Below are 18,035 nucleotides of genomic sequence, written 5' to 3'. Positions count from 1 at the left end.
ATAAACATAGACGGAGGAAATAAATAAATGAATGAACGAATCAAAAGTTTAACATTGACGAGCAATTACGGGATCTATTCCCACATCTCACCGCAGATGAATTTGACCAACTGGAGAAAAACATAATCACAGACGGCTGTAGAGATCCTCTAGCCATTTGGAATGGATATATTGTAGATGGTCACAACCGCTACAACATCTGTACGAAACATAATATTGAGTTCCATACATTTACACTTGATTTCGACACCAAGGATGAAGTGATCACTTGGATGGTGGATACCCAGTTAGGTAGAGAAATGAAGATGGTAATTTAGAAGGAAGGAAATTAATGGACATAGAATTACATATTGATCAACGGTTTAGAGACTTACTCCCTCCTCTGTCTCAAGAAGAGTTCACCAAACTAGAAGAACTTATCCTAGAGGAGGGATGTACCGAATCTTTAAAAGTTTGGACAGACAATACTACGGAGACCACATACATAATTGACGGTCACAACCGTCATAACATCTGTACGAAACATAATTTAGAGTTCAGAATAACTGAGATGGAGTTTAACACTCATGAAGATGTTCTAGATTGGATCATTAAGCATCAGTTTGCCAGACGTAACATCAACGATGAAACGAAGGCTTATCTCAGAGGATTTCAATATGAGAATGAGAAGAATAAGTGGGGAGGTACAGGTGCTAATCAATTTAATAGCAGAGTGGAACATTCTGCCACTCTGCAAAATGAAAGCGAAGGGGAAACCAAGAATGAACTATTCCCAACAGTCAAAACAGCAGAAAGGATAGGCAAAGAACATCAGGTAAGTGAACGCACGATCAGGGAAGATGGTAAGTATGCCGTTGCCTTAAATATAATTGGTGATACTTTTGGAATCAAAGCTAAGAACATAATCCTGAACAAGGAAAAAATAATCTCTAAACAAGATGTGATCAACATTGGGAACCAAATTAAAAATGGTACAGCAGACATTGAAGTCTTAAGAAAAGAGATCTTAGAATCTGAAGACAAGAAGATTAATGTACCTATAAGAGAACGTCAAGAAAGGAAACAAAAAACACCAAAACCAAAAGTAGATAAAGTTGAGATAGACGATTCGCAAAAATCGTCCTCTGGGCAAGAAGCTCCTCCTCTCGAACCTAAAGTTAAAGTTGAAGTTGAAAAGATTAATACTTCGACAGAGACAAGTCAATATCAACCTTCGGAAGCAGTTATTAAGGATATGAAAACACCAAAAATATTCATGGATTACCTTGTTGTTTCAGATGAATTATTGTCAATTAAATCTTGTATTCAAGACCAAATAAGGATCGCACATGAAAAGATTTTCAATAGATATAATTTACCAGAAATAATGACTGCGGAAGATAAAAGTAACTTTGTTGCTTATATGGATGAGATTATTGAGAACCTTGTAGATTTAAAAAACAAATTTAAATGATAGTTCGTTGAAAATATACTACTACATTAAAATTTATATCCCATTGACATCCAACTTCGGCAGGTTGAAAAACAATCCAGTTAAGCAAGGTAAGGTTTACAGTGAGAAGTTGTGTGGGATCACTCATTGACGGTTTAAGAGGACATTATGTCCGTTTGACATAGGAAGACATTAATTACCGTCTACCGTCTTGGAGCAGAGAATATATAATATCTAATCAACCCTCCTGTGGTAACACCTTCAAATGAATTGATTGCGGGCGAACGCAGATTAAGAGCTTGTATGTTGTTAAACTATCAACAAATTGAAGTAAGGGTCATGTCTGTAAAGGACAGTGAGCATCAATTGCAGATCGAAATCTCAGAGAATGAGAACCGCAAAGACTTTACCTTCAGTGAACGTGTTGATTGGGCAAAGAGATTGGAAAGAGTTGAAAGGTTGAAGGCAAAGGAGAGACAATCTGAGTTGAATGGCAAGAGTCAGCTTACGGAGAATTCTACGGAAGCTGAAAAAGGAGAATCCAGAGATATTGTAGCCGACAAGTCAGGTTTTGGTTCAGGGAAACAATTTGAGAAAGCCAAATACATAGAGGAAAACGCAACAGAGGAAATGATCAAAGATCTAGATGACGGTAAATTATCAATCAACGGTGCTTATACCACTCTCAAAAAAGAAAAGCAAGAACTCGAACAAGCTAAGAAAGAACTTGAACAAGAAAAAGAAAACCTTGAGCAAGACTACGAGAGTTTATCAAATCAAAAGGATGCTCTTCAAAAGGAAAACGAAACCCTTGAAACTCAGTTAGAACAGGCACTCGATAAGAAATTGGCAGTAGACAACACTGACTATACGACGATTAACTCCTTGCGGGAACAACTGTCTAAATGGTCAGCGTCACCTAAGAAGCGTACATAGTCAAGAAAGCAATGTAGTGCTAGGAATTATTGATAGAAGTTGAGTAGGAGAAGGCTATCTGTCAATAAGGGTAAGATCAATGGCTATGCGCTGAGATTGCGAACGACGTATTGCTTGTCTAATTGTCTTGAAGGCGGGACTTCGATAACTTACTTATGGAACAATGGTTAGAACATAAAAGGATAGTAGTTAATGAAAATAAGGGTATGACAGGCGATAAAGATCTGTTGTTCCCTTGATAAAAATGCAGAAGAATAAGGAGAAGAACGTCTTGGAGAGCATGGACATCACAGATTTAGTTAGAACAAAAGCTGGATACAAAAAACATGTAAATAATATTATTAAAAACTTTAGAAAAACTCTAAATAGAGATATTCCTATTCCCAGAAGGCAAGTGGAAAACTTAAAAAAGCTCGCCAGTTTGTTCTTAAATGATGTGAAAATTGATAAGCCTATTGTGGTTAATCTAGATATAGGACAAGGAAAATCAACATTATTGATGGAGTTTGTAAAATACATTTACGAAATTGATAGCACATTTTCCACTGTAATAGTTAAGAGAACACTGCAAGAGGGAAGAGATTTTTGTATTCAAACTGGATTGAAGGAAATTGAACCTCTGAAAGATTGGGTAGCTTTGAGTGATGAACCAATGAAAAAGTTAGAAGACATATACTATGGCGATACCAAAGTCTACAAGGAGTCTGGCTACTCTGGTGAGCTTCGCAGAGAAGATGTATTCATTGCAGGATTGCTTAGAGGATTTAATTATAATGATTGCCTTATATATGAAGACCCTAAGACGGCGAAGAATTGGTTTGGTAAATTGTCTGATAGTTACAGAGAATATTCTCCTGTTTTATGCAAGGAGTGTACAGTGACATGTGGTGCAAAATCGAGTAAATGGGCAGTGGATAATCACCCCGCAATGGTTATAACTCATCAGAGACTATTTATGAGTAATGATTTGGAAGAAATCTCGAAAAGTATATCTGGGAGAAAGGTTTTAATCATCGATGAAAAAATTGAAACAAAGGACATCGGAGATGTATTGCTCGATCAGTGGGAAGCCATACTGACGAGAGTAGTTGCCTCAAAGTTATCTGATGAGATGAAAAAGGAATTTGAAAGAATAGGGTCATACCTCAATGGTTTACAATACCCAGAAACGTCAGATGGAACAATTGTGGTGATACCTCCGTATGACGATGTAGTTAAGTTTGATAGTAAAGTTTACGGATTACTAATGGAAAATCATAATGACATCAAGATCTTGGAGGCTGTAGAAAAGTTCATAAACTATGGGGGTACAACAAGCAGAAGTTGGCATAAAGAAGGTAGGAAGCAGTTTAGTTATATTAGGTATATCAACCTTGAAAACTATACAAAACACTTTGAGAAAACTATTATTCTCGATGCTACAAGTGCAAGAAATGGTGAGGTACTAGACGAAGATTATAAAAAAAGCGACGTTGTCTTCTTAGGCGGATTGAATAAAACACCTATAGGCAAAGTTAATTTATATCATAGTTCACAAAGGACGACTAAAAGTTCCTTGATAATTAGTAACAATTCTACAACTGTTGAAGGAGAAAAGCGGTTTAGAAAGTCCAGGGGAGATAGAAAATTCTACCTAAAGAATGTGAATCTGATTGCTAATGAGATTCAAGATATAATTACTGTAACATGTGAAAAAACATTGATTATTTGCTATAAAGCCATCGTAGACAAATATGGAGGTGAATTCAATTTCGAAGATGATTTGAAGAAGATATTGACGCTCTCAAAACTCGATTCTAAGCTGTATACAGTTAGGCACTACGGAGCGGCTACTACAGGGGTAAATGATTTTAGAGATTATGAGAATATAGTTTTCATAGGGATGTTAAATAAAGGGAAACTGTATTATACCAATAAGTCTTTAGCAATAGGTAGTATGAATTCTGCGCATTTGGCTCTCAGTGAATATATTATTGACTGCATTCAACAAATTGGTAGAATTTGTGTACGGCAAGGTGAAGAAGCAAATGTCTATATGTTATTTGAAGATGACATTGGACTGACAGCCGAACTCGATAAGCATTTTGTATTACAAAGAAGGAAATGGATTACAAAGTATTTTAATGGAATCAATAATGCCACTGTAGCAAAACAAACGAGCTGTTGGTATGCCGTTGTCGATGAACTGAAAAAAATGAATGCAGGAGATGAACTAAGTTTAAAGAGTCTGCAGGATGTTTTAGAATCCCGTTTTAAAGCAGATACTATATATCGGCAAATAGAACACTCACATGTTAAAGAGTTCATGGCTTCCCAGTTTTTCACGTATAATAAAGGTCAAAGAGTTTTTCAAAGGTCATTTGACTTCAGTGTGGAAGATTTGTTTATACCGCCAACTTTCAGGGAGGCAAAATAGGTTGCATCAGAATCATATTAGATCGCAAAAGATACCCCGAAAAAATTTACCAGAGGTCGGGAAATTGTAAATGCTATAATGGCTTATGACAAGACCTTTTTTGCACATCATGCGGATGATACGCTACTAATATAATACACTTTGTCCGAGCAGATTCTTAAACACTCCTAATGGCTTGGGGTTTCTGCTAATCTACAAAAAGTGTGAGTGGTAAAAAAATGAAAGATGCTTTACAGAGCCTCATTAGTATAAGTAGTGCAACGGTTTCGTTAATCATTAATTATAAAGTATGTCATCTGATGTACTTGATTTTGTGTATGGCGTATTCGTTAGGAGCGTAGCGAAGCGAAGAGCCTACGCATACGACACTACACAAATAAAGTACATCAAAAAGAGGATTTGTATGAGTTTCTGGAATGTGCATGAGATCGTAGCGTAGCGAAGATCTCACTGCACATGAAGAACTCATGCAAATTCGATATACCATGCGTGATTCGCAGCGATTAATCCTGCTGTTGAAGTTCCTCTTCCCTGCTAACAACAGACAGATAAATAGATTGACTTATATGTTTGGATGGTGAGCAGGGTTCAATGATATAAATTATTTCGTAGGAAGGGTAGGCATATTGTGTCTATCCTATTTCTATGTAGTCTCTAAGACAATGAGAGTGAGATTGATTTGTGTCTTGGTGGTTCAATCCTGTCACAATATCGGATACAGATACCATTATCATAGGGGTGTTAATAATTGTTAGAACATCTCAGCTATTCAGATAAGCGAGTTATATAATAACGAGAGTTACGATGGTTTTCCAACTAAAATAGTGTATTAAAACCTACAAAAGTCCTTGGCTCATAAGGATTTCATCGAAGTGATATCGAAGCTAGGTAAATTTAATCAGAGTTTAATTCAGGTGTCCAAAAACCACACTTGCTTCCGTTTTACTTGGAGAACGATATCTTTATACTAGACATAGTCAGAAGCAATAATTTTCCTTTGTTATCACAAAATGACCTTGAGCAGTATTACATAAAAGATAGATTTTGGAACTAGTATTCTTGACATATGAAGAGTCATAAAAGGCATTGAGGTCACTATGTTTCATACGTCATCTATGAACGCTTAAAGCATCGTTGTGAGCGTCAAAAATGCCTAGGTTATCCACAAAGGAGCCGAATTGCATTAATGATCCGATATATTAGAACGTGTAAGCACTATGCTTACACGTTTTTTGCCTCCCGTTGTAGAATGCTTAAACCAGTTGACAACAATATGGTTGTCATAACTATTGCTGATGGTCTAAGTCAAACCTTGAAACTATATTTCATTAAAACGATTAAATATATGCCTTAAATTGACTTAGGAATAAATGATACTACTTAGAACAAATATAGACGATTAAACATTCGAATAAATACCAATTATAGTTACAATAATTACTATAAATGTATATAATGTAAATATTAGAAGGTATAATAAGGCAGATTAAGTAGGGTTTTTCAATCTAAAGATTCAAGTTTAAGTGCTATATTGTGCGTAAAATACTTATTGCGATTGGCAGAACAAGAAATAATCGAGTTAACCACTTATTTTGATTACCAAGAAGGACTTCAAAGTTCCAAGGAACACTTTGGGAAAGGTAATACAACGAAGGATCTTGAGGATTTCGAGAGGGTGTTGAAATTTATGTTGAAAGATGAATTTATCGAAATTAATTTATGGTCTAAGGTAATTAAGCGTTATGAAGATATGGGTTATCCCATTCCTCGAGAACCTAATAGAGATGGAATTTTAACAGTACATAGAGGGACCAAAATCTTAGTGAAAATTTGTGATCTACCCACTGGAAGTGATGTTAAAATCGAGTTAGAGTGTGACTATTGCCACCAACCATATAAAACACCATATAAAAAATATTTTATTCATCATGATAATCCTATAGTGGATTTAGATGCTTGTAAGAAATGTTCATATAAGAAGCAAAGTGATGTTATCAAACTTAAATATGGTGTTAACAACGTTGCTCAAATACCAGAGGGAATCGATAAACGTAGAGTTTCTAAGAGGAAGTACAATATCTCTGATATTGCAAAAGAGTTTGAAGAAGAAGGTCTACAATTACTATCAACAGAGTTTATAAGTGTAGATCACTATTTAGAGTTTGTTTGTACCAAACATATTGCAAGGGGTATTCAAAAGGTTGTTTATAAATCCTTCCAAAGAAGTGTTAGTAAAGGATGTAAATATTGTGGATGGGAACAAACTGGTAATGCGTTGAGACATAGTCTTGAGCATGTACGATCATGTTTCGAAGGAAATGGTTACGAGTTGTTGTCAACTAGTTATCAAGATGCGTTCCAGGCTTTATTCTACAGGTGCAGAACGCACCTGAACCGTATTCAAAAGGTTTCTTTCGATAGTTTTATACATGGCACAAAATGTAAGTATTGTTCACTGGAAGATAGAATTTTTAGTAAAGATAATTTTCCCTTGAGTGAAATATTTGAATATCTCAGGTCTAAATTGTCTGAATGGAAAAAAGAAAGTGCGAAAGAATGTAATTACAAATGTGTTGTCACTGGTAATACATTTGACGACATACACCATCTTTACAACTTTCACTGGATAGTTCTTGAAGCACTTGATGAATTAGACTTGCATGTCAAGCCGAGAGCTTATGATTATTCAAATGAAGAAATGTTAATGATTATCAATAAGACTTTAGAACGACACTACGATTATCCATTAGGTGTATGCTTGTCACGACCAATTCACAAGCTGTATCATAGTATTTATGGTTATTCATATAATACTCCAGAACAGTTTGAAGAGTTTAAACAAAGATATTTTAACAGCGAATTTAAAGATTTAAATACAGAACGTTCGGAAGCTGATGGTATTAGCTGTCCCATATTTCGATGTGAGGATTTGGTTAATAGCCCAGAGAAGTAGAGTGGAGCAAAGTATAGGAAGAGAAAAAGGGTTAGGCTAGCCCTCTTTCTTTTCATAAAAGAGAGCTAGTAAAGTAGGGTTGCTCCCTACCTCATATACCAAACTCCAAAGCAAACCCTTTATTGAGCAGATTTGAGGATCTGAAGAGAATATAATAGATGACGAACACTCAACCCTTTAAGGTTTGGGTGTTTTTTATTTAGTCGTAAAGGTAAAAGGTAATTATTTGTCGAAAAGGTAATATTGTTAAATTCTGAATAGGCAATCAAAATATAGGGCTGAAATACTGAAAAATTAGGAGTTAGGGGTGGAAAAATGTTTGAAGGGTTTGAACTTGAAATTATTGAACATGAAAAAGAAAAAATATTTCCTTGGATAGAAGAATTTTATAAAGCTGTTGGAAATTCCATGTTCTTAGTAAATCAATTAAATGACACTTCCCTTAGGCAGGCATATATTCTCTTAGATAATGCGGTGGAACTGTTCTTAGTGAATTTTCTAAAAGCTAAAAAAACTAATTCGAAAAGTGATTATCGTTATTTCGAGGTAATCATTAACGAAACAAAGGAAATACTTGTTAATTCTATAGATATTCTAGATAGAATATCACAGTATCATAATACTCGTAACATTTTGTATCATAAATCCGTTTTTATAACTATTTCAAAAAGTAGATTTAAAGAATATTTAGATGATGTGATTGAAATATGTGATCTCATGAAACTTGATAATAGTTCTGAGATAATAAATAGAGCTTTTTTTGATGCATATCATAATGTTTTTAGTTCTCATTTTGATGAGAGGTCTAAAGCCTTGAATATTATTGAAGATACAATTAAGAACAATTTCGGTATAATTCCAGGAGAATATCATGGAGATATTATATTAGCAAGCCCTTGTGGCAGTTCATTCCCTGCTCTAGAGAATTTCGAAATAATTTTATTAGGTGTACTAAAGAAAGAAAACGTTAATAGAAAAAAAGCTAGAGTGCTTGAATTAATTGAAGCGAATGAAGAAAATGCATCTCACTCGTTCTTGATTTCTAGGACTGATTCATATACTTGGTTTAGTTTTATTGATTGCTTTTGGTCTAAGTGGGGTGAAGGGGAAAGGTCAGATATTATTAACATTCGAAAAATGATAAATAAATATGAATCACAGGTAATTTATAAACGTGACTATATTAAAAAAGAAATGTTACTAAATGCATTTGATCCAATGTATACAGGACAGAATTCTTGTAATAGAGAAAAAGATAAATATATAACAAATTGGTAATATTGTTGGTTTAATGAAGCGTGAAGCGTTTAATATTGTAGGGGGAAATATGAGATGAGAATCATACAATTATCAGATTTCCATATAAGCTCTAAAATTAATCTGGATGAATGCAAGACGAAGATAAGCATATTATGTGAATGCATTAATCAGGAGTGTAATAACACGGAAAAATTGGTATTTATATTATGTGGCGACGTTACTGACGGCGGATCAGTTGATGGATATGAAAATGCAAAAATATTATTTGATTTGATCAAATTAAATTTAGTAGATAAACAAATTTCATATGAATTTGTTCCAGGGAATCACGACCTATGTGGAGGAACGTTTAGTGATTTTGACAAATTCATTACATTATACTCCTCTGATGAATACAGATATGAAGAAAGTGGCGTTGTGTTAAAAGAATATGACGACATAAATATTATTTTAGCTAATTCAGTTAGTCATAGGGATCACAGTTATGGAAAACTACCATTAGAAGAACTTTTAGAGGCACTTGCTAAGTGCAAAAAACCAATAGTTATTGTAATGCATCATACGCTAATGAGCCGATATGAAGGTGATTTTTCTGCGATCACGAATACATATAAGTTTATCGAACTGATTGAAAAGCATAATGTGATCGCAGTACTTCATGGGCATACACATGGGTATAGTGATATAAACGTATCTAAAGAATGTAGAATTATTGGGGTAGGTCCATTCTTTAAAAAAGTAGATGATGTAAACAATCAATATAACATGATAAGTATTGTGGCAAACCAGGTTCAGCAGGTAGATAATTACAGATACAGTTCTGACATAGATAAATTTGTTATGACGTGCCTATATAGGAGACAAAATATAAATATTTTTAGTGGCTTAAGTACAAGTGAGGTTTATGAATCCGTAAGAAATGCGACATTTGCTCATAGTTGTATTTACAATTTGAGTATGAACGTTCAGACCAAGTTCAGTGATTTTATCGTAGATATGGAGAAATCGTTCATAAATGATATTGAAAAGGCAAAGGATTGGCAATCGCTTGAAGTGCCTAAAACACTATATTACAATCATGGACAGTATATGAGAGCGGGTGATAGTGACGGAATAAGCCACGTCATTAGTGAACTTAATAATAAAGCAACTAGTAGTAGAGCGATTATACCTCTTATTAACTTTAATGATGTGTCAGGTAGTGGGGATAATTTTTTACCATCCTTAGATATTATTCAATTTGGATTCTCTAATGAAGAAAAGACAGAGTTGTTTTGTACTCTGTATTTAAGAGCATTAGAGGTTAACCATTTTTTGAAGATAAATCTTTCTGAAATTTACATTATGAGTATAAAGATTAAAGAAAGTATTCGTTCAATTAGTAAAATAAATATCACTATACTGGCATTTAAAGCACAATATAAAGAAAAGTATAGTTGTTTTAGAAGAGCTGAACTAGATATGCTAGAGGAAAGAACTTTAATGAAAATTGTAATAAAAAGACAAATATTAATAATTAAGGATTTAGTTAAGGAGAAATTTGAGCTATCCGAAACTATAGTAAATACTCAAGGCATAATATATTTATATAATTGCTTGAAGGAGGATGACAATGATGACAATTACTATTCATCTGAGTTAATAGATTCTTGCTATAAATTAATGAAAGATATGGAATTTCTAAAGAAAGAATGTGAAAAGACTTCAAATTACGAGGAGATTTCTAAAATTGAAGTTCAAGTATCATTACAAATGGAAGACTTGCTTAATAAAATAGGAGTAATGGAGGGACTAAAATGAAAATGACTATTGAAGAAATAATTATTCAACAACAGGAGTTTGATTCTAATTATAAAGGGAAATTTAATTGGAATCAGATAATCGATAATGAGCACTTGGAGATATTAGAGTTCCTTTTATTATCAATGGTAGGGGAATTTGGGGAAGCAACAAATATTGTGAAGAAAGTCATCCGAGGAGATAAGACGCTAGAAGAAGTTAAAGACGATTTATCGGAGGAAATAATAGATATTTTTATTTATGTTATCAAGTTAATATATCAACTTGATATTGATTTAGATAAAGTGTACAGTGCGAAAATGGAAAAGAATAAGATTCGTTTTAAAGAATATGAGAGTGATAAAATATGAAGAAAAACTTTGAAGTGCATTTTGAGATGGAAAATAAATGTCTTCTGGATTGTAAACATTGTTCCTCATATGATTTAAGAATGAATCAGCAACTAAATTATTCTTTAGAGGAAGCTAAAGAGCTTATCTCCATTCTTGATGCTTCCACACATGTTTACATAACAGGTGGCGAACCTCTAATTAACAAAAATCTTCATGAAATTATTTCAAGTTTCAAAAAAGCAGATGCGTCTATGGGCATAGGGTTATTTACTTGTGGTGTCATTACTTCGAATAACAGTTTATCTGCTATTTCTTTCAAAGAAGCAAATATGTTGAAACAGACTGGGCTAAACGATGTATATATTTCAGTGTACCATGTTAAACCAGAATTACATGATACAATTACCAATCAAATAGATTCTTTTGCATATACTAAAGAATCTATTTCGAACTTAATCAATGCAGGAGTTGAGGTTAAGATACATTTAGTACTGACTAAACAAAACATTAATGAGTTAGAGTATATAATTCTTTCATTAGCGGATTTAGGAGTTAGTGAAGTACGACTCCTGAGACTGGTACACAATGGGAGTGCTATTACTAATTGGTCAGATATTGGTGTATCATATCAAACGCAAAATAAAGTTATTTATGATATTTTTAGTAAACGACATGAGTTCCCTATTAAAATAACAATTTCTGGATTCCCCGAACTCACGGCATGTAGACCATTTGATAATGCTCATAAATGCCAAGGAGGAACTAATATTCTGTATGTAACTTTAGAAGGGGAAGTTTTCCCGTGTGCATGTACCAAAGGTTGCACCAGATTTAGTATTGGTTATATTTCGGAAATTGATAAAATCTCAAAGTATATAAGTAATAACACTCAAGATCATAATGTTTTCTGTTTAAATCCATTGACCGAAGAATGGAGGGATGATTACAGAAGGTAGGGTTTAGTTACCCCCTACCTCTTTGCATTATAAAGAATTTACTTTTTCGATCATCTTAGTGTGACTTGGATTGGTATATCTGAGTGTCGTGTGTATGTTTGAGTGACCTGCAATATTAGCAACTTCAGCTACCGTAAACCCTTTTTCTAGAGCGTTTGAGCAGAAGAAATGACATAACTGGTGAGGTTTTATTGATTCTACAAGGGGGCGGCTGTTATTAACACACCTGCTAATGCTAATGCCAAAATATTCCTTTTCTATCTTTGTTTATCGCCGTTAAGAGTAATCTTATTTTCTCTAAACCTGTAAACGGATTCTCAACTACACAGCCTAATAGTGCAGGACAACAAGGACAGAAAATCAAAGGAAATATTAACGCCAAGGGGGAGAAAATTTATCATATGCCTGGTGGCAAATACTATGACGCTACTATTCCAGAAGAATGGTTCGATAGCGAGAAGGATGCTCAATCTGCAGGCTTCAGAAGAAGTCAAAGTTGATATTAATCATTAATTGATAAATACGAGGTGATCTATAATGTTTATGTGTTTCCCATCTGACGAAAGAACAAAGGCTCGACTTGATGCTATTTGTAAATCGCTCAATATTTCCCTCGAAGAATGGTTCGAGTCTGCTTTGAAATCATCGAAATTCGATGTAATGGTAAAGTTCTTGGATAATCCAGAAGACCAAACATCGTGGATGTGGGACGAGGAATTAAGTCGATTTGTTAGACGGTTTGAGGATGAATGAGCTACAGTCTACGCTTCTAGTGTAAAGTTGGATGAAGGCATGTTAATGAGATTTTTTAGAAGGAAGATAACTATTCTTGGCATGTGAAAAGGGATTAAAATTACAAATAATACTGAACAAGAACAAAAGGCAACGTATGAAAGCTATAATAAAGGTGAGCCACAATTCAGTGAACAAAAGGAGACTCTTAAAGTCGCTTAAATGAATCTAAACTTTCCTTCTGCAAATTCGATAATCTCTGCCTTCGTGTTACGTCCATATTTCTTAAGTATTCTTTCCTCTATTATTTGTTGGGATTTTCTTCAAATACCCAACCTAATTTATCTGCATATAACTCAAGAACTGTATCATCGGTAAAAACAATATCAAAACCAGAATTTAACTTTTTATTGGCAACAATATGATCAATGGTTTTACCTTGAATTTGCTTGATAAGTTCTTGGTATTTATCCATAACGAAATCATTATCTTCTTTGCTAATTGAATTGCCATTTGAGGAGGATGAGTCTGGTGTGTCTCGGCTAAGAACAACGGTCGGCTGACTAATCTCTTCTTCAAGCGTTTCAAGTTGCAAACTATTTTGAATAAAAAATACTAATCTTCTGGAGTACTGAATATCGCCATTAAGCATATACCAAATACGTAAATGGTCAGGGAAACCTTTTACTTTTAAAGTTAAGTTAATAATATCACTCTCATAGTGAAATCCAAGAGATTCAACTGGAACGCCAATTTTACAAATATTATCATCTAATTCATCTAACGTGGATTGTATACTTGCTTCGTATCCATCTTTTGTATAGTGCAAGAATATATGGTAATTAGATGTAGATGTTCCGTAAAAGCGTGCTAGTTTTTTGGAAAACTTTGTTAACTGTGCTTTGGAAAAAATCTTGTATTTATATTCATGGGTGATCTGTGTACTCATTGCCGTATAGCCTCCAAAACATTAAGAATGTTATGTTACTATTCTGCTCCATTGTCTTGAAACCCTTCTTAAGGATAAAAGGCTGTACCATTATCATTTACTAAGGGATCGATTTGCTAAATCCATGAATATTGTTCGGGTCTAGATGTCTGTCTGGGGTCAATGTGCCTTGTTACAAGTCAAATGGTATATTAGTACATAAGTGTTTAACCCTTGCCAGATAGGGGTGGAAGAGTATTTAATACACATAAACTTCATGGATTTCAAGCTAGGTTAAGTCGGAATTAAGACAGGGTTGGATTATGTCAGGGTGATGTTAAGAAAGGCTTATAGGGCGTTTGAAATTGACTCAGCTTCTATTTAACTTAACAAAGAAAAAAGGAAGCTGTATCCTCATACAAGTTCAGAAGGTGTTAGATTAAAACAAGAGGCAGTTCAATTGTCTCTACTTACAGACAACCAAGCGAACAATCAGAAGTATTGTTAGGAGATTTAGGTGGCTTGTAAGGGCGAGGATTGATTTAGTGATACTTTGTATGCTATATACGTTTATTAATGATGATACGTATATAGCTTATTTATTATTATGTGACAAGTTTTTACATAAAAGTAGTATAGTAGGGTGATATACTTGTGAATATGTGGTGACCATTCTTATGTAAATACTATTTCTATCTGAAAGGATGAAGATAATCAAGATGAAGAAGTGGAAAGTACCTGCGTTTATGTTAGGATTTTTGATCTTAGCACTAATATTACGATGGGGAGATTTAGGGTCGGCAACTAATAATGGCACAACTATTAAAACAAAAGTTGACCATTGGAACGGTTCTGTTTGGCAAACCACTATTAAAAATGGTAGTTATACTGAAAAAATTGTTAGTCCGTCATGGCTTGAAGCCAGTAGAAAGCCGATTGAAAGACAAGAAGAATATCAAGAACCCATTTATGGAAATGCACCTCAGTCAGTATTTAAATTTGCAACAACTAAACCAATTGTTGGTTATTACACAGCTACTAAAACAATTCAAGCACCACCTCCCCCTATTTATTGGTTGAGTAGTGATGGTCTTCTTAAAATATGGGTTTGTGTAATCTTGGTTATAGGAATATGGTTGATTGTAGCGGTTGTTATTACTAGTAAAAGAAAAAACTATATTGGAATGGAACTATAAGTGTATTAAGTAAGGAGAAATCATGAGAAGAAAATATGATGCGATATTTATTACATTACTCATAACAACTATCTTTTATCTGCTAATAGGATATTCTTCGAGTCAAAAACATTTAAAAGATATAGGTAGGTTAAGAGGTTCTATTATTGAATCAAGGCATTTATTAGATTCACCAATACAAAAATTAGATGAAGAAGCAAGACACACTAATTGGCTAGACGATTCTAGCATATCAAAAAAAACCTTATCAGAAATTAAACAGGAAATTGAATATGCTCAAATAATCTTAGAAAATGCTCAAAACAGTTTGGAAGATAGGGGGTTTTAAATTGCAAATAGCTATTACCGCAATTGTGACTTTTATTATAACGGTTGTGTGGCAGAAATCGGCTGATCGTAAAAACAAGTTGCCTTTACGAGTTATCTTAAAAGGCATGAGGATTGAGTTGGAAATATTAGCACAAAAAGCAGGATATCAAAGCATATTCGAGTATTGGGAAATTGAAAAAGGAAAGGACTATGCCCAAGTTGCACAAATGAATTTTGATGGGGCGTTGAGATCTCTTGAATAGGTTGTTACAGATAGTAATTTTATTTGTTACTAGAGGTGGATAATGACTCACTGATAGAAAAAGCCGATGGAGAATACTAGCTTAAGATAGACAAAAGAGAACAACACCTCAGGATTCTGAGTCTCCTGTTCTAGCATGAGCGTTGGCAAAAGGAGTATTTTATGTTTGGACTATTTAAGAAAAGAGATATCAATAACACCGCTAAAACTATTGTTCAAAGCACATACGATCTAGCTTCAAATTTTGCAAATGATCAAATGAATTACTCAAACTATAATCTGAAAAAAGATGAATCGTTATCTATCTTATTAGAGATGGTTTGTGTATACGTATCCAGTTCAATACCAATCTTAGAACAACAGAATTATAAGTTAAATGAAATTGATAAAATATTAGAATATGTTTCCTATTTTATGGAGGAAATATTCATTAAGCACTATCATATATCCGATTTTACGGCTAAATACATGTTAGACCTATTAAACCAAAGACACCAAACATATTTGTTTACACTTAACCATGGAACAATTTATGACTTAGGGAAGGCTATCTTATTCTTTTTAGATAACCATCATGAAATGGATGAATATAGTACGGGTGGCTTAGCCCAAGAATACATAGATTCACAAGAGTTATTAATGACTTTATTAAAATAGTAATTAATAGAGGTGTTGTTATTATGATATATCTATTAATTCCAATCTCTATGTTGTTGTTTTATACCATGTACTCACTGTCAGAAAAATTCTTAGGTTGTGAACCATTATGGGTAAAGGTCTATGTTCTGGTTAGTTTTATCATCATTATGGCAACCCCTGTATTAGTAATACAAAAAGTATGGCATCTGTTAGAATTTTCAGTTATTACAATGTCCTATATTACTATTTTCTGTGAAATTGTGCTTTTGCTATCTATTATTAATGTAATGCCTAAGGAAAAAACGAAATGTTAATCTTGGAGGCACATATGATTTACAATATATTCAATTACATTAAACAGCATCCAGAAGTTATTTGGTCAGGGTGTGGAGTAGCCTTTGTTTTATTTATGATTCCTATATTTAAATTTTTATTTGAGTATATTAAGACTCATATGATTATTAACAAAAGCGAATATGAAAAGCTAATTAAAACAGGACTAAACTTTGTAGACATAAATGAGTTAAAAAGTAATTTGGAATTTGTGAATGAATTTGGGATATATATGAATAGTCAAACCAATGAAAAGTTTTGTCCTACTTGTCTTACAAATAAAAAAGTATTAAATCATTTAACTGAGTCAATGACCGAATTTGGACTAGTATATCATTGTCATGTTTGCCCTCAATATTTTCGAGACAAAGGATTCAACCAAAGAATGGATCAAGCAAATCAAATATTCATGTAATGGATTAAATGTATCGCAAGGTACACCTTTCTGTCCACTTATAGCACTTTCAAGAATGCAGTCATAACCAAGGCTTTTAGAATACTAAATCCATAACATAGGTTGAAAAACTAATTATGGAACGCACAATATCAATCAATGACCCTTCCGAGCAGAATAATATAGATCATAGTCATAACTTAACAGTATTGACTATGATTTTTCGATAGTGTAGAATCAAGGCATTGGATGTAGTCAAAACATATAGTCAAAATAACATTGGAGAAATGAGGCTATTGATCATGATTAGGGGATATGCCAGAGTGTCAACGAAAGGTCAATTGAAAGAAGGTTATTCTTTAGAGGTGCAAAAGCAGGAGATTTTAAATAGGTATGAGAATGCACATATTGAGCTTGAGCAATTTACTGGTGCTACTACCGAAAGACCAATATTCAACAAGATCATTGACGAGTTAAACCACGGTGATACCTTGGTTGTTTCTAAACTTGACAGATTAGCTAGGAATACTGTTGAGGGTATTCAGATAGTTCAAAACCTATTTGATAAAGGGGTAGCTGTCCATGTCTTGAATGTTGGATTGTTAGAAAATACATCAATGGGTAAATTCTTTCTAACTACATTACTTGCAGTTGCTGAAATGGAGAGGAATACTATTATAGAACGTACCCAAACAGGTAAAGCAATCGCTAAGACAAAGGCAGGGTTTAAGGAAGGTAGACCTAAAGAGTTTACTCAAACGCAAATTGATATGGCATTGGACTTGTTAGGAACGCATTCTTACACACAGGTTGCTGAAATGACTAAGATAAGCAAGGCGACATTGACAAGGGAAATGAGGAAAAGAAAAGCATTATTATTAGTAGCAATCTAAAATCTGAAGCAAGGCGAATGACCTTGCTTTTTTGTTTGCTATGGGGAGGGGTGAATAATCCGGAGCAAAATGAGCTACTATTCCGGACCACGAGAGCCACAATTCCGGAATTTCAGAGCATACCTTCTGGCCTGAGAGCCGTTTAATGATACTTCCTATTAAAATGTAGATATACACTCAGGAACGGGTGTAAATACATTTCATAGGAGGTCAAAATGACCAATTATCGAGAGATTCTTCGGCTAATTAGCCTAGGAATCAGTC

18 protein-coding genes are annotated in these 18,035 nt (G+C 33.9%); 16 read left to right on the top strand and 2 right to left on the bottom strand.

Going from position 1 to position 18,035, the window contains the following annotated elements; all coding sequences use genetic code 11:
* The first annotated feature begins 331 nt into the window (after window positions 1–331).
* From E4K67_RS04285 to E4K67_RS04250, 8 genes are all read left to right on the top strand, one after another.
* On the top strand, window positions 332–1,453 hold the full coding sequence (locus tag E4K67_RS04285) for a ParB N-terminal domain-containing protein (protein WP_135545204.1): 1,122 nt from the start codon (window positions 332–334) through the stop codon (window positions 1,451–1,453).
* A 228-nt stretch (window positions 1,454–1,681) separates the two neighbouring features.
* On the top strand, window positions 1,682–2,368 hold the full coding sequence (locus tag E4K67_RS04280; protein ID WP_158408391.1) for a ParB N-terminal domain-containing protein: 687 nt from the start codon (window positions 1,682–1,684) through the stop codon (window positions 2,366–2,368).
* A gap of 271 nt (window positions 2,369–2,639) precedes the next feature.
* Window positions 2,640–4,784 (top strand): hypothetical protein, encoded by a 2,145-nt coding sequence (locus E4K67_RS04275; RefSeq protein WP_206752178.1) that lies wholly within the window; start codon window positions 2,640–2,642, stop codon window positions 4,782–4,784.
* 1,687 nt (window positions 4,785–6,471) lie between these two features.
* Window positions 6,472–7,737, top strand: coding sequence for a hypothetical protein (locus E4K67_RS04270; protein WP_206752177.1), 1,266 nt, complete (start codon window positions 6,472–6,474; stop codon window positions 7,735–7,737).
* Window positions 7,738–8,052: 315 nt separating this feature from the next.
* Window positions 8,053–9,015, top strand: coding sequence for a hypothetical protein (locus E4K67_RS04265; protein WP_135545200.1), 963 nt, complete (start codon window positions 8,053–8,055; stop codon window positions 9,013–9,015).
* A 54-nt stretch (window positions 9,016–9,069) separates the two neighbouring features.
* A complete protein-coding gene (locus E4K67_RS04260; protein ID WP_135545199.1) occupies window positions 9,070–10,797 on the top strand; it encodes a metallophosphoesterase family protein in 1,728 nt (575 codons plus the stop codon).
* Window positions 10,794–11,147, top strand: a complete 354-nt coding sequence (locus tag E4K67_RS04255) for a MazG nucleotide pyrophosphohydrolase domain-containing protein (RefSeq protein WP_199242464.1) — start codon at window positions 10,794–10,796, stop codon at window positions 11,145–11,147. Before E4K67_RS04260 ends, E4K67_RS04255 begins: the two co-directional genes overlap by 4 nt.
* Window positions 11,144–12,085, top strand: coding sequence for a radical SAM protein (locus E4K67_RS04250; RefSeq protein ID WP_135545198.1), 942 nt, complete (start codon window positions 11,144–11,146; stop codon window positions 12,083–12,085). Before E4K67_RS04255 ends, E4K67_RS04250 begins: the two co-directional genes overlap by 4 nt.
* A gap of 27 nt (window positions 12,086–12,112) precedes the next feature.
* On the opposite strand, the gene E4K67_RS30060 is transcribed toward E4K67_RS04250, so the two are convergent.
* A complete protein-coding gene (locus E4K67_RS30060; protein WP_420841525.1) occupies window positions 12,113–12,277 on the bottom strand; it encodes a site-specific integrase in 165 nt (54 codons plus the stop codon).
* Between the two features lie 71 nt (window positions 12,278–12,348).
* Here E4K67_RS30060 and E4K67_RS31715 point away from each other — a divergent pair, with 71 nt between their 5' ends.
* Both E4K67_RS31715 and E4K67_RS04235 read left to right on the top strand, forming a co-directional pair.
* A complete protein-coding gene (locus E4K67_RS31715; RefSeq protein WP_199242463.1) occupies window positions 12,349–12,585 on the top strand; it encodes a sunset domain-containing protein in 237 nt (78 codons plus the stop codon).
* 37 nt (window positions 12,586–12,622) lie between these two features.
* Complete coding sequence (locus E4K67_RS04235; RefSeq protein WP_135545197.1) at window positions 12,623–12,838, top strand: hypothetical protein; 216 nt, start codon at window positions 12,623–12,625, stop codon at window positions 12,836–12,838.
* A 283-nt stretch (window positions 12,839–13,121) separates the two neighbouring features.
* On the opposite strand, the gene E4K67_RS04230 is transcribed toward E4K67_RS04235, so the two are convergent.
* Window positions 13,122–13,766 carry a hypothetical protein gene (locus E4K67_RS04230; protein WP_135545196.1) on the bottom strand — a complete coding sequence of 215 codons (645 nt, stop codon included), beginning with the start codon at window positions 13,764–13,766 and terminating at the stop codon, window positions 13,122–13,124.
* A gap of 698 nt (window positions 13,767–14,464) precedes the next feature.
* Here E4K67_RS04230 and E4K67_RS04225 point away from each other — a divergent pair.
* The 6 genes from E4K67_RS04225 (at window position 14,465) to E4K67_RS04200 (ending at window position 17,771) form a co-directional block, all read left to right on the top strand.
* Entirely contained in the window at window positions 14,465–14,941 is a 477-nt protein-coding gene (locus E4K67_RS04225) for a hypothetical protein (RefSeq protein WP_135545195.1), read from the top strand.
* Between the two features lie 22 nt (window positions 14,942–14,963).
* Window positions 14,964–15,269: a hypothetical protein gene (locus tag E4K67_RS04220; protein ID WP_135545194.1), complete on the top strand. Its 306-nt coding sequence runs from the start codon at window positions 14,964–14,966 to the stop codon at window positions 15,267–15,269.
* Window position 15,270: 1 nt separating this feature from the next.
* Window positions 15,271–15,513 (top strand): hypothetical protein, encoded by a 243-nt coding sequence (locus E4K67_RS04215; protein ID WP_135545193.1) that lies wholly within the window; start codon window positions 15,271–15,273, stop codon window positions 15,511–15,513.
* Between the two features lie 161 nt (window positions 15,514–15,674).
* Window positions 15,675–16,169 carry a hypothetical protein gene (locus E4K67_RS04210; RefSeq protein WP_135545192.1) on the top strand — a complete coding sequence of 165 codons (495 nt, stop codon included), beginning with the start codon at window positions 15,675–15,677 and terminating at the stop codon, window positions 16,167–16,169.
* Window positions 16,170–16,479: 310 nt separating this feature from the next.
* Window positions 16,480–16,899, top strand: coding sequence for a hypothetical protein (locus E4K67_RS04205; protein ID WP_135545191.1), 420 nt, complete (start codon window positions 16,480–16,482; stop codon window positions 16,897–16,899).
* Between the two features lie 302 nt (window positions 16,900–17,201).
* Entirely contained in the window at window positions 17,202–17,771 is a 570-nt protein-coding gene (locus tag E4K67_RS04200; protein ID WP_338031839.1) for a recombinase family protein, read from the top strand.
* Window positions 17,772–18,035 lie beyond the last annotated feature (264 nt).

The organism is Desulfosporosinus fructosivorans (assembly GCF_004766045.1).
Taxonomy (GTDB): domain Bacteria; phylum Bacillota; class Desulfitobacteriia; order Desulfitobacteriales; family Desulfitobacteriaceae; genus Desulfosporosinus; species Desulfosporosinus fructosivorans.
Note: the sequence above shows the minus strand (reverse complement) of the source record. Positions and strands in the feature narration are given on the sequence as shown.